This is a genomic window from Deltaproteobacteria bacterium, from assembly GCA_029860075.1.
GTDB lineage: Bacteria > Desulfobacterota > JADFVX01 > JADFVX01 > JADFVX01 > JAOUBX01.
In genome coordinates this window covers 11,580-33,745 of the sequence record JAOUBX010000015.1, presented here as the reverse complement: position 1 = coordinate 33,745, position 22,166 = coordinate 11,580, and the positions used below count along the sequence as shown (strand labels likewise).

The 22,166-nt window shown below is 44.3% G+C and carries 4 protein-coding genes; all 4 read left to right on the top strand.

The features are described 5' to 3' along the window. The first annotated feature begins 166 nt into the window (after nucleotides 1-166). The 4 genes from OEV42_06635 to OEV42_06620 all read left to right on the top strand — a co-directional run bounded on the left by OEV42_06635 (nucleotide 167) and on the right by OEV42_06620 (nucleotide 22,153). Complete coding sequence (locus OEV42_06635) at nucleotides 167-4,102, top strand: amino acid adenylation domain-containing protein (GenBank protein ID MDH3973940.1); 3,936 nt, start codon at nucleotides 167-169, stop codon at nucleotides 4,100-4,102. 163 nt (nucleotides 4,103-4,265) lie between these two features. Beyond that, the gene (locus OEV42_06630; GenBank protein ID MDH3973939.1) at nucleotides 4,266-5,417 is read left to right on the top strand and encodes a radical SAM protein; all 1,152 of its coding nucleotides are present in this window, start codon (nucleotides 4,266-4,268) and stop codon (nucleotides 5,415-5,417) included. A gap of 613 nt (nucleotides 5,418-6,030) precedes the next feature. Continuing rightward, nucleotides 6,031-6,378 (top strand): cytochrome c, encoded by a 348-nt coding sequence (locus OEV42_06625; GenBank protein MDH3973938.1) that lies wholly within the window; start codon nucleotides 6,031-6,033, stop codon nucleotides 6,376-6,378. Between the two features lie 10 nt (nucleotides 6,379-6,388). After that, nucleotides 6,389-22,153 (top strand): RHS domain-containing protein, encoded by a 15,765-nt coding sequence (locus OEV42_06620; GenBank protein MDH3973937.1) that lies wholly within the window; start codon nucleotides 6,389-6,391, stop codon nucleotides 22,151-22,153. Nucleotides 22,154-22,166: the final 13 nt, after the last annotated feature.

Genomic DNA, 22,166 nt, shown 5'->3' with positions numbered 1-22,166 from the left:
CTCCGGTGAAATCTAAAATTAAGGACTATTTGAGTGTTTGCTTCTCAGGAAGAAAGAACACTAGTACTCCTTCAATGTAATAAATTAGGATTCAGAGCTTCACAAATAGAAAATTTAATCCCTTTTATCAATTACACCTATTCCAACCATTCCTATGCAAATTCAGATGAATGAATCTCAATTAAAACGGTATTCTCTTTCCCCGGCTCAGAAGTCGCTGCTGTTTATCAACCGATTAACGCCCAGGAGTATTGCTTACGACGTTTTGGCAGCATACCGGCTCAATAAAAATGTTAGTGACGCGGATCTAACCCAAGCCATTAATGAAGTGATAAGTCGCCACCCCGTACTATCATGCAGTATAGAAAACCGGAATAGTAAAGAGTGCCTTGTGGAGGGCCGATATACTTCCATTGAGCCTGAAGTGATTGAATTGAGTGATAAAAAGTGGCAAGAAATGCCGGATTGCATTTTACCTGGCGATTTCCCCCCTTTCGACCTCGGGAAGGAAATGTTATTTCAAGTCTATCTTTATCGAAATCGTAAAAATGCACCGGTGCTATTGTTCCGTACTCACCATATTTTATGTGAGTATTGGTCCATCGGAATAATTGTACGGGAGCTGCAACTCATTTTTCAGGGAATTATTGAAAATCGTCCCATAGATCTGCCTGAGGCCCCGGCTTATTTTGAATTTATCGATTGGCAGAGACGATTTCTCAATACTCTTGAGGCAAGTAAATCACTGGAATATTGGTACCATAAACTTGAAAAAGCTTCCCACCTTATCAGTTTGCCATATGACTTCAGGCACCCTGACAGGCCTTCATTGAAGGGAGGGATTGTCTCCTTTGAACTATCAAGTGAGAAAACAAAGAGTCTTGTAAAACTGGGGAAAAGTCAGGGTGTTGCTTTATATGCCACTGTACTCAGTTCTTTTTGTGTACTGCTTCATCGCTATTCAGGGCAATCTGAACTTCTGATTGGCACACCAACCCTGGGAAGGCCTGATGCTGATTTCCGAAAATCAGTAGGTTACTATGTCAATACAGTGGTTATTAAAGCAACTTTGGAGAGCAATCCCACGTTTATAGAATTAATGAAAAGGCTTGGAGCCGAGGTGAAAGAATCATTGGCTCAGCAGCAGATCCCTTTTTCCGCCGTTGTAGATCATATTAATCCGAAACGAAGGGCAGGCAGTTCCCCGCTCTATCAAGTGCTGTTCGATTTACTATCTCCGGACCGATTCAAACGAATTATAGAACGAACTGTTCCTTCTTCAAAAAAAGCTGGCAAAGACTTTGACTTTGCGCCGCTGTTAATTCCCCACCAGGAGGGACAATTTGACCTGTCGCTTCAGGTCATCGAAGACAAAAATGGGCTCGTCTTTCTTTTAAAATACAGCTCTGATGTTTTTAAAAAGACAACTATTCAGCATATTTCAGAAAATTTCAAACAATTACTGGATTCAATAATTGCCGACCCTGAACAACAAATCGGATCCATACCTCTTCTTTGTGAAGTTGAACGAAACTTATTAAAAAACTTATATCAACCGGCACGACAACAAATCGAAAAATTCCCTTTGACTGTCTGGTTTGAGCGAACTGCAGCTCGATTTCCTGAAAAAACGGCTCTGCGTTATGGAGAGAAAACAATCAGCTATTCACAGTTAAATCAACGTGCTCATATCGTCGCTTTTAAGCTATTGGAAAAAGAGTTAAAGCCAAAAACATTCATTGCCATACAATTGCAACCTTCCATCGAAATGATGGTTGCAATTCTTGGCATTCTAAAAGCAGGACATGCATATCTTCCTCTTGACCGCTCTCTCCCCAAAAACCGGGTGGATACTATCTTAACAGAGGCTCAGGCAAATACAATTATTAGTCGACGGAATCTAAATGAATACACCGGTCAATTTAATTTAGACTGGATTTGGATAGAGGATATCGATTTCAATATTGAAAAAACTGCCTCCTCTTCTCCAGGGGACAGCATAGAAATAAGTGGCCATGATCCGGCGTATGTCATATTTACATCAGGCTCTACAGGCAAACCAAAGGGAGTTATGGTAAGCCATGACAATGTGTCTCACTTGCTGGCTCATTTATTGAAAAAAATGGATTTCAGTCATAATGATACCTGGACGCTGTTTCATTCCGTTTCCTTTGATTTTTCTGTTTGGGAAATCTGGGGCGCTTTAGCTTCCGGCGCTACAATTGTAATTGTGCCTCAGGAAATCACGAAAGACCTTCGGGCCTTTCACCATCTCGTAAAGCAAGAGTGCATAACCATACTAAACCTTACACCTGCTGCATTCTTTCAATACGCAAAAATTGATTCCATAAACTCAAAACCTGAAAAAAACAGTTTGCGTACAGTTATATTGGGTGGCGAACGCCTTGACGTGAGAAGGCTGAAAAGCTGGTTTAAAACTCATTCAGATGATAGTCCAAAACTGATTAATATGTATGGAATTACGGAAACAACGGTAATTTCAACTTTTCGCCCTATAAAATCTGCAGATATATCTCAATGTTCAAGTCCAATCGGCAGTCCTTTTGATGATTCGGCACTTTATCTTCTGGATGATAATCGGGAAGAGGTGCCCGTAGGCGTAGAAGGTGAAATTTATATTGCAGGTAACGGCGTTACATCTGGATACCTTCACAATCAAGAACAGACAAATAAAGTCTTTAGTAAAGGAAGCCCTCGCCATCCGGAGGAATTCATGTATCGTACCGGTGATCGAGCCCGAATAACCACAGAAGGTGAACTGGAATATGTAGGCCGAAGCGATTATCAGGTGAAAATACGTGGATATCGTATTGAACTGTCCGAAATAGAAATAGTGGCAGAGAAACATGAAAAAGTAGATCAGGCAGTTGTCTGTACCAGAAAAAATGACTCATTTGAAATGCAACTGGTTATTTACCTGGTATTGAGAAAAGATGAGGATGAGGTTAACGAAGAGACTTTGCGGTTATTTTTCGGTAATTACCTGCCAAATCATATGATCCCGACACATATTATTTTTCTGGAACAGATCCCCATTTCCAGCAACGGAAAAGTTGACTATCAAAGGCTGCCGGATCCCCATAAATTACAACGGGCAGACAAGCTTTTTTCAGAAACTGAGGAAATGAAGGTGCTAAGACAAATTTGGTCACGGTTATTGGAAAAAGATATTACTGATGTGGATCTGGATTTTTTTGCTGCCGGTGGGGACTCTCTCTCGTCCATGCAATTGGAATTAGAGATAGAAGAAAAGCTTGGCAAGTCTATTCCTTTATCCCGTTTGATCAATAATCCCACGATTCGAGGGCAAGCTGCTTTAATTCGTGATGCTGCATTGAAAGATAGTCCAAAAGTCAAAAGACCTTCAAAGGTCTCAGCAAAAAAAAACGAGGGATGGTGGAAAAAAAACGTAGCCCTTATAAAACGAGCTGTATTAGCAATGATCATAACAACTATTTATAAAATGATTTTAATTACTGTTCGCATAGTCGAGCTGAACAAACCAAAAGAGCTGCCTGGTAAAAACAACGAAAAACAACCATTTCAATTCGCCCATTGGCATGGCGAAGGCTTAATGCTGCTATATCCATGGCGAAATAAAAATCTGAACCTGCTTGCGAGTAAAAGCCCTGATGGTCAACTGGCTGCTGCTGTCGTAAAAAAATTTGGTTATGAATTTGTCCATGGATCTTCCTCATCTGATGGACTTACCGGGTTACTTCAATTGGCTCAATCGGCCAAGGAAGGAAAAAGTACCGCTTTGGCTGTTGATGGTTCAAGAGGTCCGATACATCGTGTAAAACCGGGCGTTGTCGAGTTAGCACGTCAGACACAGGTGCCTATCCAGACTGTTGTTTGTATTTGCAATAGAGGGTGGGTATTGGAAAAAAGCTGGGACAAGATGCGCATTCCTAAACCGTTTAGCAAAGTATTTATAAAATATGGACCAGCGATACCACCTCCACCGCCGGATAAACATTTACATAGCGATTCTTTTAAAAAAACCGTGCAAGAGGTGGAAGACGCTTTGAAACAAACAAAAGGCGAAATCAAAGATTCCCTTTCTTGCAGCAATTATTAAAAAGCCAAGTGTTTCTATAATATTAAATCTAAATCAAGGTGAACGTTTTTTTGGGTTTGTTTTCTTGATGAGACAGATGATGCAGAACTGCTTCCTGATTATTAAAGCCTTTTACATCGAGCAAAAAACGAACAATTGAAAGATAAAATTTTGGAATAATTGCATGAAGAATAAATATAATTTTCCAGTTATATACATTGATGGTACAAGAAAGTGTAATTTGAACTGTCCACTTTGTATGACAGGGTCTAACAATCCGTCTATTGTAGATGAACATGCCCATAATGAGCTTACTTATGATGAAATTGTAGAGAAAATATTGATTCCGGGAAAGGATCTTGGAGCGAATCAGATACAGTTAGGGGGGGGAGAGTTTTTGATTCGTCCGGATGCTTTAGAAATTATTCGGACATCAATTAAGCTCAATTATGAAATAAGATTACTGACCAATGGCAAAATCCTTGATGAAAAGATGATTTTAAAGTTAAAGGAGATTGCAGAAAGAAAAATTGTTTTGGTGTTTGGAGTAAATTCATTAGAAGATATTGAAATGAATAACTGGACACGTGACACTCAACAAAATCATTTTAGACATTTAATTGAGTTGTGCAGCAAATTCAAGGTAAGAAAACATGTTGTGGTGACTGTAAGTAAAGAAAATCTTGCTTGTTTGGATAATACTCTTCAATGGTTAGATGATCATCGCATCTCATTTAACAGGTCTCCTTTTATTGGTAGAATGTCTGGAAAAGAGTTTTTTAAGGATTATGCCTTTTCTAAAGAAGATATGGAGAAAGTGATTCATCCCAGTCTAGTGAATAAAATAAGTGGTTATTTCAGTTATACTCCATTTTTTCTTTCCCCTGAGGTTCATGCAGAAATATCCGGAGGGAAAAGTTATAATAGTACAGTTCCCCAAAATCCACACATTGGATGTTGGATTGGATCGTGGATCGCAATCGGTTCAGAAGGGAATGTTTCGCCCTGCACAACAATGCTGGATGAAGTGATTGCCGGGAATATACGAAACCAGAGTCTTTTCGATATTATTGATAAGAGTAAAGTGTTCAATGACTTACTTAACAGAGACGAGGTAAAAGGAAAGTGTGGAAAGTGTCGCTACAAAAGAACTTGCAATGGATGTCGGTCACTGGCGTATTATCATACCGGGGATTATATGCAAGAAGACCCAACCTGTTTTTTTAAACCCAAAGATGAATCGACGGTTTCAGAATTTGAAGAAATTACAAATAAAATTTTTAGAAAATATGCAAGGTTGGCAAGACGAGTTGGCTTAGCAAAGAAAGTTGTTTGAAGGATATTTTCTATGTCTGTTTAAAATGATAAAAAGGACTTATTCGTCTTTATGGTTATTCTTAATGACCTTCCCGGCCTCTGGTTTTTCCAGCTTTCGAAAGACTCAATGAGCTTCATCATGAAGTATCTCCAAAATTTGATATTGTCTCAATGAAAGTTTACTTTTCTAACCAAAAGATAGAGAAGGACGGCAGCGGCGCGCAGAAAAGTTTGAAATTCGATTTTTAATTATACTGCACTCCTCTCTTTCAACCAGTAATCGCTATTTCTTTAAATTTATCACTTCGGTGCTTAGCAGGTGTAAGCCTTATTCCTCATCCTTACATAAAAACAGTTCTGACTGAAGATAAAGTAAACATAAGAGGATCCTTTCCTGATGATTTGTTCGCCATAAAATATTCCAGACAAATTGAAAATAGCAAGATTATCCGAAAAAAGCGCAAAAAAATCTGATAAAAACGCAAAATAGTCCGACAAATAAGCAAGATAGTGCAAGCATTTATTGCTTTTCAGGTGATAAACTTTTGAACACTGATAGCTATAATTGAAAATATTATGGAAACGATTAAACAGAATAGTATTATCCAGGCAATAATTTTGGAGGACCCTAAATGAAAGCGAATCTTGTTGTAACGGGCATATTTATTTCTATCATGTTAATTGCTAATGAGGCGTCAGCAAAAGATTCACCCCTTGAAAAGTCAAGAGGAGAAATAATTTATAGTGTCCACTGCGCTGTATGTCATGGCATCCAGGGGAAAGGCGATGGGCCGAGCTCTGCTGTTTTAATCCCAAAACCACAGGATTTCACAGAACCTGAAGTCAAGTCTATATTAACAAAAGACAGGATGATGAAATCTATCATGGATGGCAAGCCCGGTAGCCAGATGGAAGGATGGAAAGAGAAGCTGTCAAATGAGGATATTGAGGCTGTTGTAGAATATATTAAATTATTGTGATGAGTAAAATATGAAAAAAAGGTCCCTTTTATTCTTTTTATTTGCTTATTTATTTTTTGCTGCCAATGCATCTGATTCGCTTGCTGCAATGGGAGGGCCTGATTCTTACGGTTATTCCTGGGTTGATTCTAACGCGCCGTCACCTTCAATAGCTTACAACTGGATGGATATCTCCGCAACGGGGACGGTTGCCATTTCTAGCTGTGATGATTGTTCAGAGAATGTCCCCATCGGTTTCAACTTTATTTACTATGGCAACACTTTTTCTTCCATTAATATAAATTCCAATGGTTCGCTATCCTTAGATGGTTCTTTTAACCAATATTCTAACAGACCCGTTCCTAACAGTGCTTTTCCTAATAATATTATTGCTCCATTCTGGGATGATCTTTATATCAGTTCTCCGGCGCTTGTTCATTATCAAACGTCAGGTACAGCGCCAAACCGGATTTTCACTGTTCAATGGTCTCAGGCAAGGTTTTATAACCCCAGAGCTGCATCTTTGACTTTTCAAGCATTGTTTCATGAAAACGGCAATATCCTATTTCAATACAATTCAATGAGTGGTGGCGCATGGAATGGCGGCTCCGCAACTATCGGGATTGAAAATTCAGATGGAACTGTTGGTCTGCAATATTCATATAACAGCGCCGTTATCTCTCCCGGTCTTGCTATTTCATTTAGTCGTTCACTGGAAGTCGGGTCAACTTATCCGCCGAATGATGCTACTGGAGTAAAGCTCAATTCAAATATTCTTGCAACTTTTAATACGCCTCTCGATACGTCATTGATTTCAAATTCATCCGTTACGGTAGTCGGCTCTCTAAGCGGTCAAATGGAAGGTGTAATCAGTTATATCCCCTTTAGTAACACTATTGAGTTCAATCCATCAGTCGACTTCTTACCTGACGAAACGATCACAGTAACTTTGAATCCCGGGCTTGCCAATACATTGGGCAAAGTTTTGAGTTCCGAATATAGCTGGACTTTCGTTGCAGGTAATGTTTCTGATGGTGTTGCGCCTTTGCCGGTAGAGGGCCTTGTTGTTTCTGATGTACCCTATGATAGCGGGGGGGCAATAGATATTTTATGGTCTCCTGTGACAGCAGATGACCTCTTGTATTACCGGATATACAGGGGGGAGACAGTTCTGGAGAATGTTCAGGGACTGACGCCTGTCGGAATTACTGACGGAGGTTCGTTTGTTGACGATAGTGCAGTTGATGGTGTTGAGTATTATTACGCTGTGACAGCCGTTGACTCGAGTGGAAATGAGGTGTCTGTAGTTCAATCAGCCGGCCCTGTATCTTCGGCAGATGATCCGCCGCATGTGCCGACAGGTTTGAGCGCTGACTTAGCGGGCACAGGTGTATCTTTGTACTGGAATAGTAATACTGAGGCAGACTTTGCAGGGTATAAGATTTACTATGGAACCTTGAGCGGGAGTTATGAAGTGGCGTTGGATGTTGGTAGTAGTATCAGTTATGAACTCAGTGGGCTCCAGAGTTGTACAAACTATTATATAGCTATTTCAGCCTATGATTTGGCAGGCAATGAAAGCTCTCTTTCTCCTGAAGCAGTTGTTAATAGTGGTAATCCAGGGAATCCGACTGCGCCGACAGGACTATCGGTCTCGGCAGGAAATGGTTTGGCTACTATAAGCTGGAATGCAAATCCGGAATGCGATGTTAATAGCTATTATGTCTACAGGCGTGCATCTGGCGAGACCGGATATGAGTACCTTGGAATTGTTTATGGTGTTTCAAACACGACATTTACCGATTCTAAAGTAGTAAATGGGATGACATACTACTATGCTGTTGTGGCAAAAGATACTTTCAATTACACAAGTTTATATTCCAATGAAGTTTCTGTAATAGCAGTCGATACCACTGCACCTTCACAGCCGACAAACGTTAGCGGCTATCAGACAAACAGCGGTATTGGTATACAATGGTATCAAGGTTATGCACCGGATATTGCAGGTTATAAGGTGTCTTACGGTACCAGCAGCGGAAATTATGCGCAGACATTAAATTGGTCATACGCATCGGCAGGTTGGAGGTCTTATAACCTTAGTGGTTTGACGGATTGTACCGACTATTATATTGCTGTCAGTTCCTATGACCTCTCCGGGAATGAAAGCTTGCTTTCCGGTGAGCTTGTATATAACAGCGGTCAGGCTGGTAATCCTTCCGCTCCAATGGGTCTTGGAATCCTGTCGGAGGAGTCCAAAATTTCAGTCACATGGGCCTCAAATCCGGAATGTGATATTAAAGACTATTATGTTTACCGGCGTGCAGGCACGCTAGGTAATTACCAATATATGGGAACAGTTTCTGAAACCACATATATAGACACGAAGCTGGTTCATGGCACGACGTACTATTACAAAGTCGTGGCCCGGGATGGGACCAATAATACAAGCGGTTATTCTCAGGAAGTCTCGGCTGTTGCCATTGATACTACCTCGCCTGCTCCTCCATCGGGTATATATGTACAATCGAGTAATGGCACGGATTATCTTTATATTAACTGGAATAACAATACGGAAAATGACATAGGTAGTTACAAGATATACTACGGTACTTCCAGCGGTGAATATCTGCAATCGGTAACGACAGGTACTCAAAGCTACTTCTATCTTAGCGGTTTACCCGGCTGCATTCCTCATTATATTGTTGTGACGGCACTCGATTTATCAGGTAATGAAAGTAGTTATTCTCAGGAAAAAACAGGGATGGTTGCTCTTTCTTCAACGCTTCAGGCGCCGACAGGTTTAACAGCATCTTCGGCAGAATCTGTCATAACCCTTAATTGGACTCCCAATACGGAATGTGACGTCCAGGGTTATAAGGTATTTAGAAGTACGGCAAGCGGGAGCGGTTATCAGAATATTGCCTATGTTACGTCGGGAACTTCCTATGAGGATAAAAATTTAGCTCATGGCGCCAGCTATTATTATACGATTAAAGCTGCAAACTGGAACGGACTGGAAAGTTCCTATTCATCTGAAGCTTCAGCCGTAGCCATAGATACAACACCACCTCAGAAACCTTCCTGGGTTAATGCCTCGGCAGGGGAGAATCATGTGAATGTCAGCTGGTCGGCAAGTCCCTCTCCTGACATAAAGGAATATACGGTTTCTTATGGTACACTATCAGGCAGTTATGAAAGCAGCACAGTCACAGCAAATCTGAGCGCTACACTGTCGGGCCTGTCGAGCTGTACAACATATTATGTTGCAGTAAAGGCTTCAGACCTTTCAAACTTGTTAAGCAGTTATTCAAACGAAGTTAGCGTCAAAACCTTTCTTTCCGGAACTCCATCTTCTCCAACAGGATTAGCGGGAGAAGGCGGTAATAATTCTGTGCATCTTTCATGGGCAGCAAATTCAGAATGCGACATTAAGGAATACAGGATATACAGGAAATCCTCTCCTGGTGGCAGCTTCCAGCATGTTGCTACAACTTCAAATGTAACCTACACTGATGCAAATCTTGCAAGTGAGGCGACTTATTATTATCACGTCAAGGCCGTTGATATTTCCGGCCTGGTCGGTTCTGCTTCCCTTGAGATTTCGGCAACTACGCAAGATACAACGCCACCTGCGATACCGGTTCTTACTCCAGGTTTATGGTTGTTTACAGCTGAATCGGTATTTACTCTCAGTGGAACCAAAGAAGCTAATTCATCAATAAAAATAAACGGTGCAGAGGTCGTAGCTCTCAATCAAAGTACGGACTGGACTGCCGGGGTCACTTTGACTGAGACCAATAATACTTTCAGTATCACCTCTGTGGATCCTTCAGGTAATGAGTGCCAGCCTCTGAGTGTTACTGTTGTACGAGATACGGTGCCGCCCTTTATATCCGGTTCTGTCCCATCAAATAACCAGTCAACTATGCAGGAAGTGACGGCTGTAACGATCACCTTATCTGATTCAGGCTCCGGCGTTATGATAGGTTCTTCACAAACTGATGCCCTGGTTAAGAATAGTCAGAATGTGGATATTCCGGGTGCCTGGAGTACGGCAGGTAATGATCAAATTATTTTTACGCCTTCTGTCCCAATGCCGGAAGAAGTCTACACGATTACAATCCAGCCGGTAGATAATCTTGGTAACAGGGGCGTATCGACATTAGTATTTGCTGTTGATCAGACGCCGCCGCCACCGCCGGAAATATCCACCTTTTCATCACTCAGCAATGCTTCGGCACAAACCATATTGGGGACTAAAAGTACGGATTCATCAGCCGTAATTGTTAAAGTTAACGATACGGTCATGTCTCAGGGAAGTACGACATATCCCGATTCAACATCATGGCGGGCCGTTATAAGCGGTTTTGTTGAAGGCGCAAATATAGTAACGGCCATTGCAAAAGATAGCGCTGGTAATTTAAGTGAATCCGTATTTGTAGAAATTGTTTATGATACAACCCCCCCTTCGGTTCCTGCCGTCAATCCTGTTGCCTCAACAACAAGGGATTCCCTGATAACTTTGACCGGCTCTAAAGATGCCGGTTCCTATCTTTATGTAAATAGTGTAAAAACATCAGCCGATTTTTCAATTGATACATGGGAATATAATAAATCTCTTGTCGAAGGAATTAACAACATCAGTTTTTATGCAAAGGATGAGGCGGGTAACCAAAGTCAGACTGTTGCAGTACAGGTAACGAGAGATACGACGGGACCTGTTATTTCTTCTTCGACGCCTTCAAAAAATATCTCTACAAACAGCGCAGGTACGATTGAGATAACCCTCTCCGATGCTTATTCTTCCGTTGATCTCCAGGGGTCACTTGCAGGCGCCCTTGTGAAGAATAATGAAGGAAGTGAGAAAGAGGGGACATGGACGGTATCGGGCGACAATATCATCTTCAGCCCGCAACCTGCGTTGACGGACAATATTTATACCGTAATAATACATCCCATTGATGTTCTTGGTAATACAGGCGCTGCAAGCTTCAGCTTTACACTGGATACCACTAAGCCTGTTGCACAGTCGTTAAGTATGAATCCTTCTTCACCTCACAGGGCTGAGAATGTTTCCTTTACTGTAACCTTCAACGAAAATATGAATACAGGCGTCAAGCCGGGACTGGTATTTACCAAGGGACTGTTTTCTTCAAATCATACTGTTTCAAGCGGCTACTGGATTGATTCCAGGCGGTGGAGGGGCACCTACACCCTTACTTCCACTATGGGAGACGGTACATACACGCTTACCGTTAGTGATGCAAAAGATAAGGCAGGGAATGTCATTAATTCGAAGGATATGGGCATATTCATCCTTGACACGACGTCGCCTGAAACTCCGCTTATCAATACTGTAACCACTCCCACGAAAACGGCGACCCAGATTATCAGTGGGACAAAGCCGGAAGGCACGTCATTAATAGTAAACAACGTAAAACGTATCAATCATAATCAGGAAGCAACCTGGAGTTACAGCTACCCTCTGAAAGAAGGCGCCAATAATATAAATGTCAGGGCCAGAGATGAGGCAGGCAATGATTCAACGGCTGCAACGACATCTATAACCCTGGATTCAACACCGCCTCTCTTTACCATTGATGTCTACTCGGCCCGTTCAGCCTCTGAGACTCAAACCATATCAGGAAAAAAGGAGCCAGGCTGTGTAGTTATGCTTAATGGTGAGCTATTATTCGACGAGACTGATGTAGAGAGTACATGGTCTTACACGATAACGCTTGTAGAGGGTCTTTCCAATCATCTTGCCTTTACAGCGACAGATGCCTTAGGCAACAGGGTAAGTAAATCAATCGACATTGTATATGATCTCTCTGCCCCTTCACCTCTGGCAGTCGGGGTGCTGGCAGCCGATGGCAGCGGAAGGGGTGATACGATAAAGCTTGACTGGAATGCGTACAGCGAACCGGCTGACCTTGCTTACTATCGTATCTACAGGTCTTCGGAATCCATTAGTGATGTGACAGGTATGGATGCCGAAGCCACCACAAACAGGGGAGAAAAAACGTATGTTTTCACCGGACTGACGGAAGGCTCCACCTATTACTTTGCCGTTGAACCAGTGGATATGAGTGAAAATTCCAGAACCGATGTTAATGACGCTTCAGGTGTTCCTGTTGATGCATTGGCTCCTGAAAACGTTACAGTTAAGTCCGTCACAGCAGGCTATAATGTTACCTTGGGCAACTGGATAAAGGTAGAGTGGAATGCAAGTGCCGACAGCTGGGGAGACCTTACAGGCTACACAGTTTATTTCGATAACGGAGCCGGTTACGATGGCGGGACAAAGCTTGCCAATTCAACACTTTCTTTCACAAAGAGCGGTCTCGAAGATGCCACAGCGTACAAGTTCAAGATTACTACCGAGGATGATCTTGGCAACGTGAGTGGAGGTACCGTCACATCAGGTGTGACGAGGCTTGACAATCCTGTGGGACTTACCGCTACACCTAAAAATGCTAAAGTGATCCTCAACTGGGATGCCATCACTTCTCCTCATCTGAAGTACTATGTTATCTATCGCCTTGCATCGTCGGGACAACAGACGGACATCGGCGGCATGACGCAGGTAGGATCAACAGCAGGCACAGGCTTTACCGATACAGGGGTTGTGAACGGTACTACCTACCAGTATGCTGTCACATCGCTTAATAATTACGGCGCAGAAAAAACAACCGTCGCTAGCATAAGCGCCAAACCGAGGGAAGACGACGTTCCGCCTGTTGTGGACAGCATCAACCTGACCGAGAACCATGTCATTACGGCCAACAAGACGATTACCGCTACGGCTGTTGATTCCGAAAGCCCCGTAGAAAAGATGGATATCTATATAGACGGCGTGCTGGCCACAACTGTTACCGGCGCCAGCCTGAGTTACGCCTGGAATGTAATTGCTGTTGCAGACGGCAACCATGCCATCAGGGTCGTTGCTTATGACAAGTTTAACAACGCCGGTGAGGTGACAAGGAACGTGGTAGTGAGGCTTGCGCCGCCATCGAAGCCGACAATTACGGGCCATACGGTGGTGACTACAGCGCCGGAGTATAAAGTTAACGTCAGTTGCAGCGCCCCTGCCGATACGATGGTTACCTTCTACCTGAACGGCATAGCCATAGCCACGAAGGAGAGAGTAAGCGGTTTAACCTTTAGCGGTATCGTTCTCAATGAGGGTGATAACCTGCTTACGGCCAAGGCTTCCCATCGGGGTGGAGAGAGCGCTTATTCCAATCTCTACACTGTTACTGTTGATACAGGCGCGCCGTCAGCTCCGGCAGGTCTAACGGCGAAGGCCCTTGCAGGTGGAGCGCTGCAGTTTACCTGGCAGGCCGGCGCCGGGGAGGTACCGACAGAATATAACCTTTATGGAGGCAGTACTGTTTTTGCTTCATCTTCCGATGCCGGTGTTGCAAAGGTAAATACAGCTTCCATCAAATATCTCTTTAGCGAGCATATACCACTTGATGACAGCCTCAGGTATTATGCCGTTACCGCCCTTGATAGCGCAGGCAATGAGAGTGGCATTTCTAATGTTATATCCATTGCTTCCGACCGGTCTGCGCCATCCCTTAATTCGGTAACCTTCAAATATACTGATAACAATGGTTCCGTATTGGATCCGGTCTCAGTGGCAGGAGCGGGCACTGTTAACGTAGCGGTGTCTGTAAGCGAAACCCTTTCAGAGGTCCCCTTCTTCAGTCTGGAACCCCAGGATGGTTCGCCTGTAGTTGTATCGCTGAAGAATGAGAGCGAAAACAGGTGGACCGGCAGTTTCAGTGTTAACTACCTATCGCCTCACGGCCCCACGACCTACAAGTTCTCCGGTAAGGACCTTGTCGGTAACAGGGGCAATAACAGTGGTACCGGCATCAGGATTGATATGAAAGGCCCCGTTGCGACTATCCTTTCACCAACGGCGCTGCTTCAGAAGATAAGCAATCCGGTAACTGTAAATGTGCAGTTTGATGAAGCGCCCGTCGGAATACCGCAAATGCAGTTCAGAGACACAGAAGGTATGACTGCGGAGATTGCGGGACTTGCTCACGGGGGAGACGGAAAGACTTTTACAGGAAATGTAAACGTATCAAGTCTTGCAGATGGAGACGCTACATTCATCCTCGTTGAGGCAAGGGATAACTTTAACAACAAGAGCACAAAGGTGACTTCCGGCGAGAAAATCCTTCTTTATACGGACAGTGTACCGGCGCCTCCGGCGCCGAGTGGGCTTACTGCAAGGACCATTACAGGGGGAGAAGTTAAGCTTTCCTGGAGCGGTGTTGCATACAAGTACCAGGAGCCATCTTATAAACTGTACAGGGCAGGCGATGGGGAGACTGTTCCAACACTTATTTACAGTGGAACCTTGCTTACATATTCCGATGTTCCGCCCCAGGATGGTTCCTATGTATATTCAGTTGCTGCGGTAGGACTGCTCAACAGCGAGGGCGAAAAGAGCGCAGGAGTAAACGGCCTGTCCGATAGAACAGCTCCGCCTGTGCCGACGGGCCTTGTCCTGAACCTCGATGGAAACGGTGTAAATGCCTTTTGGGAGGGGGTGCAGGTAGCCGGCGATATCCCTGTAGAAGTGCCTAAATATTACAGGCTTTACAGGTCCGGTGGAAATATTGTATCCATTAGTGGATTAAGTGAGATAGCTACGGTAATTACAACTACTGCTACGGATTCGTCGCCTGCAACATCCAAGCGGTTCTATGCCGTGACAGCTCTTGATGCGCTGGGTAACGAGAGCGCGCCGTCACAGACGGTGGAGATTTCTTTCCCCGTAGCTCCCGTTAAGAACCTCTATATGAAGAGAATTGATGGCGGGGCTCCGGTGATTACCTGGGAGGCGCCCGAGCCGGGCCTTCAGGGGTATTACATATACAGAGATGATATTAAAATTACACCGGTACCAGTACAGGTGGCCGGTTATACGGATGCTTCCTACGAAGAAGGAATGACCCGTACTTATGGTGTATCGTCCATCAGCAGCCTTGGCACGGAGAGTCCTATTAAAGAGGTGACGGCATCGCCCTTCCATATCGGTCTGCCGGAAGGCACTCTCATAAAACAGGGTGTGCTGGAGAGAGTACCTGTCCTGCTGACGAATAGTGGAAATGCAGACATAGAGGTGAAGAAAATTACCATTAAAGTCGGCAGCAGTTCAGCCAGTACACTTAATGGTCCCTACCAGCTTGCTGCAGGCGGTTCGATAACTGTAGAAAAAGTTGCTGCCGCGGCATACAGTTCACAGCCGACTATAGCCGTTGCCGCCTCGGCCATCTGGCAGCCTTCTCCGGGCGTTACCGTTGAGGTTTCTGAAACGTCGCTTGCAGGGGTGGCTCCGGGGGGAGCATTGCTAGAGATTTTCAATGAGCCTCTGGTCAGAGGAACAGACGCCTCTATAACACTTCGGGTTCATAATAAAGGCTCGGCGAGGATGGAATTCCTGACAAGCCAGAATAACGGGCCGACAAATCATGTAGCGGTATACCTGAAAGACGAGGATGGAAATGTGCTTGCATCAGGCAGACTCGACCAGAGAACGGGGGGAGTTGTCAATTCGTCAGGCTATGCATCGGCAAGACTTGAGCCCGGTGAAAGCATTACAACGGATCCGATAATATTTAAAGTACCTTCGTCGGCACCCTTCAAGGTTTATCTGGAAGCCGTAATAAGTAATACCTATTATCACTATGGCCAGTCCGATCAGGTTACGGCGCCCGGAATCAAGCAGCTTACAGAAACGACGATAAGCAATACTACTTATCGAGCTGAGGCGTCTCTTGCTCAGGACTTTTATGTGAAAGCACAGCCCGTTTTGATTACAGGTCAGGCTATAAACAATTTAAGCGGTGAGCCTATGCCTTTTGTTCCGGTAAACCTTTATATCAGCGTAAAAGGCTACGACAGACATTATACGGTCAATACGAACTCGGAAGGGAGTTTCAGTTATACCTTCCAGCCAGGTTCAAACGAGGCCGGAAATTATTCCGTATGGGCAAACCATCCTGATATTGCAGATAGGAATATCCAGGCTACCTTTACTATTGCCGACATGTCAGTTGGACCTCGTTATGCAAGCATAAAATTGACCAAGGGAAAGACCTATGATATTCCGGTAACCATATACAACAAGGGCGAGACGCCTTTGACAGGTCTTACCCTTTCAACTGCCGCATCACCGGGGATTACAGCAAGGGCCCTTACCGACGGCAGGACGACAATCAGTGGTGGAGAGCGTTATAGTGTGAGGTTCAGGCTTACGGCAGCCCTGGACGCTCCGGATAGCGCTACGGCGTCTCTCGACATATCTACGGCCGAAGGGCTCACCGGTAAAGTATCAGCAAGTGTTGCACTGATCAACGCTATACCGGTCATAAGGACCAGCCCCTCTTATATCGATACGGGGATGGTCAGAGGCGGGCAGCAGGTAAAAACCTTTACTATTTCAAACACAGGTGGTGATGTTTTACGGAACGGTCGAATAGAAGGCCCGTCAAAGTCATGGATAAGCCTGACTACGGGAAGGGTTATCCCCGATCTGGCGCCGGGAGAAAGTTACGAAGTAGGTCTTATTATCAGACCTGAAGAAACGATTGGACAGGGCGTCTACAATGATTCCATCAGGATTGTGGCCGACAATCATATACCTTACAGCTATAACCTGCAGGTAACAGTCGTCACCGATGCCGTGGGCAATGTTCAGTTCGACGTCCTGAACGAACTTTTAGCCGATGTGAGCGGAGCCAGCATTCGCTTCCAGCATCAGCAACTGAGTGAATTGATATACACAGTCACAACGGCAGCAGACGGTACGGCGACAAAGTACGATCTGCCTGAAGGAAGGTATACTTTCAGTATTACAGCTCCCGGCCACAAATCTTTCTCCGGCTCCTTCGTTATTGAGCCCGGTGTAACCAGGATTGTTCCAATCGCTCTTGAAGTGACGCTTGTTGAAGTCGAGTGGAGCGTTGTACCGACAGAGATAGTGGATAAGTATGAAATCAAGATAAGCCAGACATTTGAAACGGAAGTGCCTGTTCCGCTGCTCATTACGGAACCTGCGTCACTGACCCTGCCTGAATTGCAGCCGGGAGAAGTATTTAATGGTGAGTATACAGTGACCAACTACGGCTTGATAGGCGTCACGGAAGTTAACATTAACTTCCCGCGTACTATCGGCGGGGAATACGATATTGAAATCCTTACCACAATCCCTGACAGTATCGATGCAATGCAAAAAATAACCATTCCATACAGGATTAGCAGACGGGAGGCGGCGCCGGATACGGTTGCGTCACTGGATAATGGCACTGCATATGCCTGTTCCGACAGCCTCTATGATGAAGTGAGCGGTTTTGGTGGATCATGCGGCGAGAGTTTTAGTATTACCGTTTCCGGTTCAACCATAATATGCCCTGGCGCCCTTAATGAGTCGAAGGTAACAAAATCGACAACCTTTTATGGTTCCATCCCAAAATCCTGTGGTGACGGCGGGACCGGTGAAGCTGATCCCTTTGGAGTCGGCGGAGTAAGTACCTATAGTGGGTACGGTGTGGGTGGCGGTCAGAGCAGTGGCGGGGAGATTATCGATGGTAAGGTTACGACTTCACTTTCCGGCAGCAGTGGCGATGGGGGATGTATATATCCTAGATCTCCCGAGAAGCCTGAATGTCCACTAGGCGGCTCTGGAGGCGGTTCAGATGATCCCTGTGATAAGTGCGATACTGATAAAACCTGTGTTACAACAGGCAGTGCCGTCAGTCTTGGAAACGGGACCTACCAATTTGAGGAGACGGACCTGAGAATACCGGCCAGGGCTATACCTATTGAATGGAGTAGAACCTACCGGTCAAACATGATCATGCATAACGGGACGAACTGGGTTTTTTCTGCTCCCATGGACGGGCCTTTAGGCTACGGCTGGAGCAGTTCCTATACGGCAAGGGCGGGCGCCGGCAGTTACATGGATGGAAAAGGGAACTACTTTACCTTTGATATAGCCGATGACGGCACCTATACAGCCAAAAAAGAAAACGGCCTCAGCCTGAGGCTAACCGAAACGGGTTACGAGGTAACGCACTTTGGCGGCAATACGGAGACCTTCGATAGTTCCGGAAGACTTCGGACAATCAAAAATATCCGGGGCAAGACGGTAACCATAACCTATGCCGAGGAAGAGCCCCAAACGATGAAATGGCCCATGCCACTGTCAGTAATAGATGCAGTGGGCCGGGAGGTTCTCACCTTTAGCTACGATACGGAAGGCCATATTACAGCCGTAACAGACATTGCAGGAAGGACCGTCAGCTATGAGTATGATGAATCGGGGAACCTTACAACAGCAGTTCTGACGGCAGGAGACGCCACTCCCATAACACTTGGCAGTTATACTTATGACCTGACCGTTTACCCCGTTCCGCCGGTGAAGTGCTCATATAAAATTGTTTCGCATAATCCCAGAGTGGTTATCGGCACATGCCAGACAGGAGAGCAGGAAAGCGCTACAAATAATTACCATAATATGATAGGCAAGACCAATGCCGTCGGTGATACCTACACCATTGCATATAATCCGAAATGGAGAAATAAGGGAATCGCACAGAGCATAACCGACCCTGCCGGCAATACCATGTCCTTTGAACAGAACTTTACCGGAGGGAGCTTCACCTATACCGATTATAGCGGACGAAAGAAAAGGAAGACCCTCAACTCGGTAGGAGACCTTATCCTGGAAGAGCTTATTGAAGAAGGCAAAGATCCCATAATACTCAAAAAAATAGAGTATCTTCAAAACCGCGTAGAGAAGATCACCGATGAGGTGGGGAATGTAAGGCTGCTCCAAAGGGATGAGTGGGGGAATGTTATCAGCAGAACCGATGGTGAAGGGAATGAGACAACATATACATACGATCGGGACGGAAACAAGCTAAGTGAGACTGATCCGCTGGGGACAATAACACAATATGAGTATGATGAATTTGGGAACAGGACGAAGCAAATTATGGCGGCAGGTACGTCTGACGAGGTTGTTAGTATTTATGCCTACAACGAGTGGGGTGAGATAACGTCAAGCACTATAAGCGATTCTATAACGACATACGCCTATGACGATACGGGTAACATGATCTCTATGACTGATCCTCTAGGCAATACTACCAACATGGAGTACGATGACCTTGGCAAGATGACGATGCTTATAGGCCCAAATGGCATCAGGACAGAATTTACTTATGATAGTTTAGGAAACAAGAAGATGGAAACGGATCCATTAGGCAATGAGACAAACTACAGCTATGATCTCAAAAACCGTTTAGTAAATGTAACGGACTCTCAAGGTAACGAAACAACATACGAGTATGATTTTAAGGACAGATTGATCTCCGTAACGGACGCCCTCAATATGTCAACAACCATGTCCTATGATGGTGCTGGGAATCTTGTTGAAATGACCAACGCAAAGGGAAATACGATTATCAATACCTACGACAGTTCGGGCCGGATAACTTCTGTTACAGACGCCGAAGGTAATATAGCACGATATGAATATACTTCCGTTGGGAGTGAATGTTCGTCCTGTTATGGCGGTAACAAGTCTATACCTGGAAAGATGACGGATCCGCTTGGGAATGAGATATTCCATTCATTTAATATGTCCGGTAGGCTGACGGTCCGGTCCGATGCCATGGGCTACAATACGTCCATGCTTTACGATGCTGTGGGGCGAATAACTGCAAAGACAGACGCCGAGGGGAATATAACGCGCTACAGTTATGATGCCTTGGGGCGGATGATAGAAGAGATTGATATGGAGGGTGGTATAATCACCTATACCTATGATAAGAGGGGCAATATGACTTCCCTTACTGATCAGGCAGGTAATACTACTACATTTACCTATGACCTTGCCGGGAGAAAGATAAAAGAAACGAGACCCATGGGACAAGTGACGGAATATAGTTATTACCTCGACGGACTTCTTAAAATGATTAAGGATCCTAAAGGCCAGGTAACGAGATATTCCTACGATGAGGTAGGAAGAGTCATAGAAGTTAACTATGATGACGGCAAAAAGGATACCTTTGGATATGATGCTGTGGGTAATATGACGAGTTATTCCAGTGCTGGAATCAGCGACACACTTACCTATGATGCGCTTGGTCGAAAGCTTTCGGAGACGGTTAATTACGGCGATTTCAGCAAGACCTATTCCTACACCTATGATGCTGTGGGGAACAAGGAGTCATACACCTCACCCGAGGGTGTAGCCTATACCTATTCATACAACAAAATAAATCAAATTAGAGCAATTAACTTTAATAACAAGACTATTAGTTATGATTACCAGTGGAAGAGACCAGTCAAGAAAACACTCCCCAATGGTTTCAGCTCCAATTATCAGTACAACGCAAATAGCTGGCTGGTAGAGCACAATGTAGGAAATGCGTCCGGTACACTCATGAACAGCCAATATACTTTCGACAGAGTAGGTAACACATTGAGTGTCACTTCGGGAGGGACAAGCCGGAGCTACAGTTACGACAAGATCTACCAGCTAACAGGGGCTGCGAATCCAGATCTTGCCAATGAAAGCTATGTTTATGACAATATTGGTAATCGGCTTACATTGGCAGTGGAAGGTACAGTGGCAGATGATTATAGCCATAATGCAAATAATGAACTGCTCTCTTCAGGTGATGTTGTATATTCATATGATGCCAACGGGAATACGGTAAGCGCCACAAAGGATGGAAAGACAACAAATTATGTTTATGATGCGTCAAATAGACTGGTGCGTGTAGAACTTCCCGATGGTGGTTTGGCGACATACGCCTATGATCCTTTCGGGCGTAGAGTGAGTAAGGTAGTAGATGGTCTTACCACCTTCTACTTTTACAGTGAAGAGGGCCTCATTGGTGAGTATGGCCCAGACGGAACTCTTAAGAAAACCTACGGATGGAAGCCCAATATGACATGGGGCACAGAGCCGCTTTTCATGATAGAAAATGGAGATTACTATTACTACCATAATGACCATATCGGAACGCCTCAGAAAATGACTGACAGTGGTGGTAATGTAGTCTGGGGTGCCAGATATACAGCCTTTGGTGAGGCAGTGATTGAGCAACAGTCGACAATTGAGAATAACCTAAGATTTCCAGGACAATATTTTGATGAAGAGACAGGATTGCATTATAATTGGATGAGATATTATGATCCTGTTGCCGGAAGGTATACGCAGGCTGATCCGATAGGTTTTGAGGCGCTGGATGAGAATCTTTACAGGTATGTCCAAAATAATTCCATAAATTATAGGGATCCGCTTGGACTTTTTCTAAATGCACCAAAATGTTGGGATGTTGAAGAGTATAATGAAAATTCAGGTTGGAATGATAGCGTGGAAACGGATGTAACAGTAGCAACCTACTTTCAGCTCCCTCGCTTTATTTATGAATATGGTGGGCCTGGAGTCAATAATCCTTTTACTGCTATAAAGTTTCCAGCATCACCAACTATCAACATTAAGTATCAGTGGTATGATATTCAGCTTGTCACAACTAAGACTTATGCAGTTTCTCAATATATGAAATGGGTGACAGTGGTGTGTGAAGTAGAATACTATGATGAATGTGGTAATGTACAAACAGATAAGACTTTTGAACCAAATGTGCCTAAACATGGTGAACCACTGAGGAATTTAATTTCTGAAACCAGTGAATGGGACACTAGCTATAGTCATGATAATCCTTATGACTCAAATGTGCCAATTATACCTTAAAAATTTTATGGAG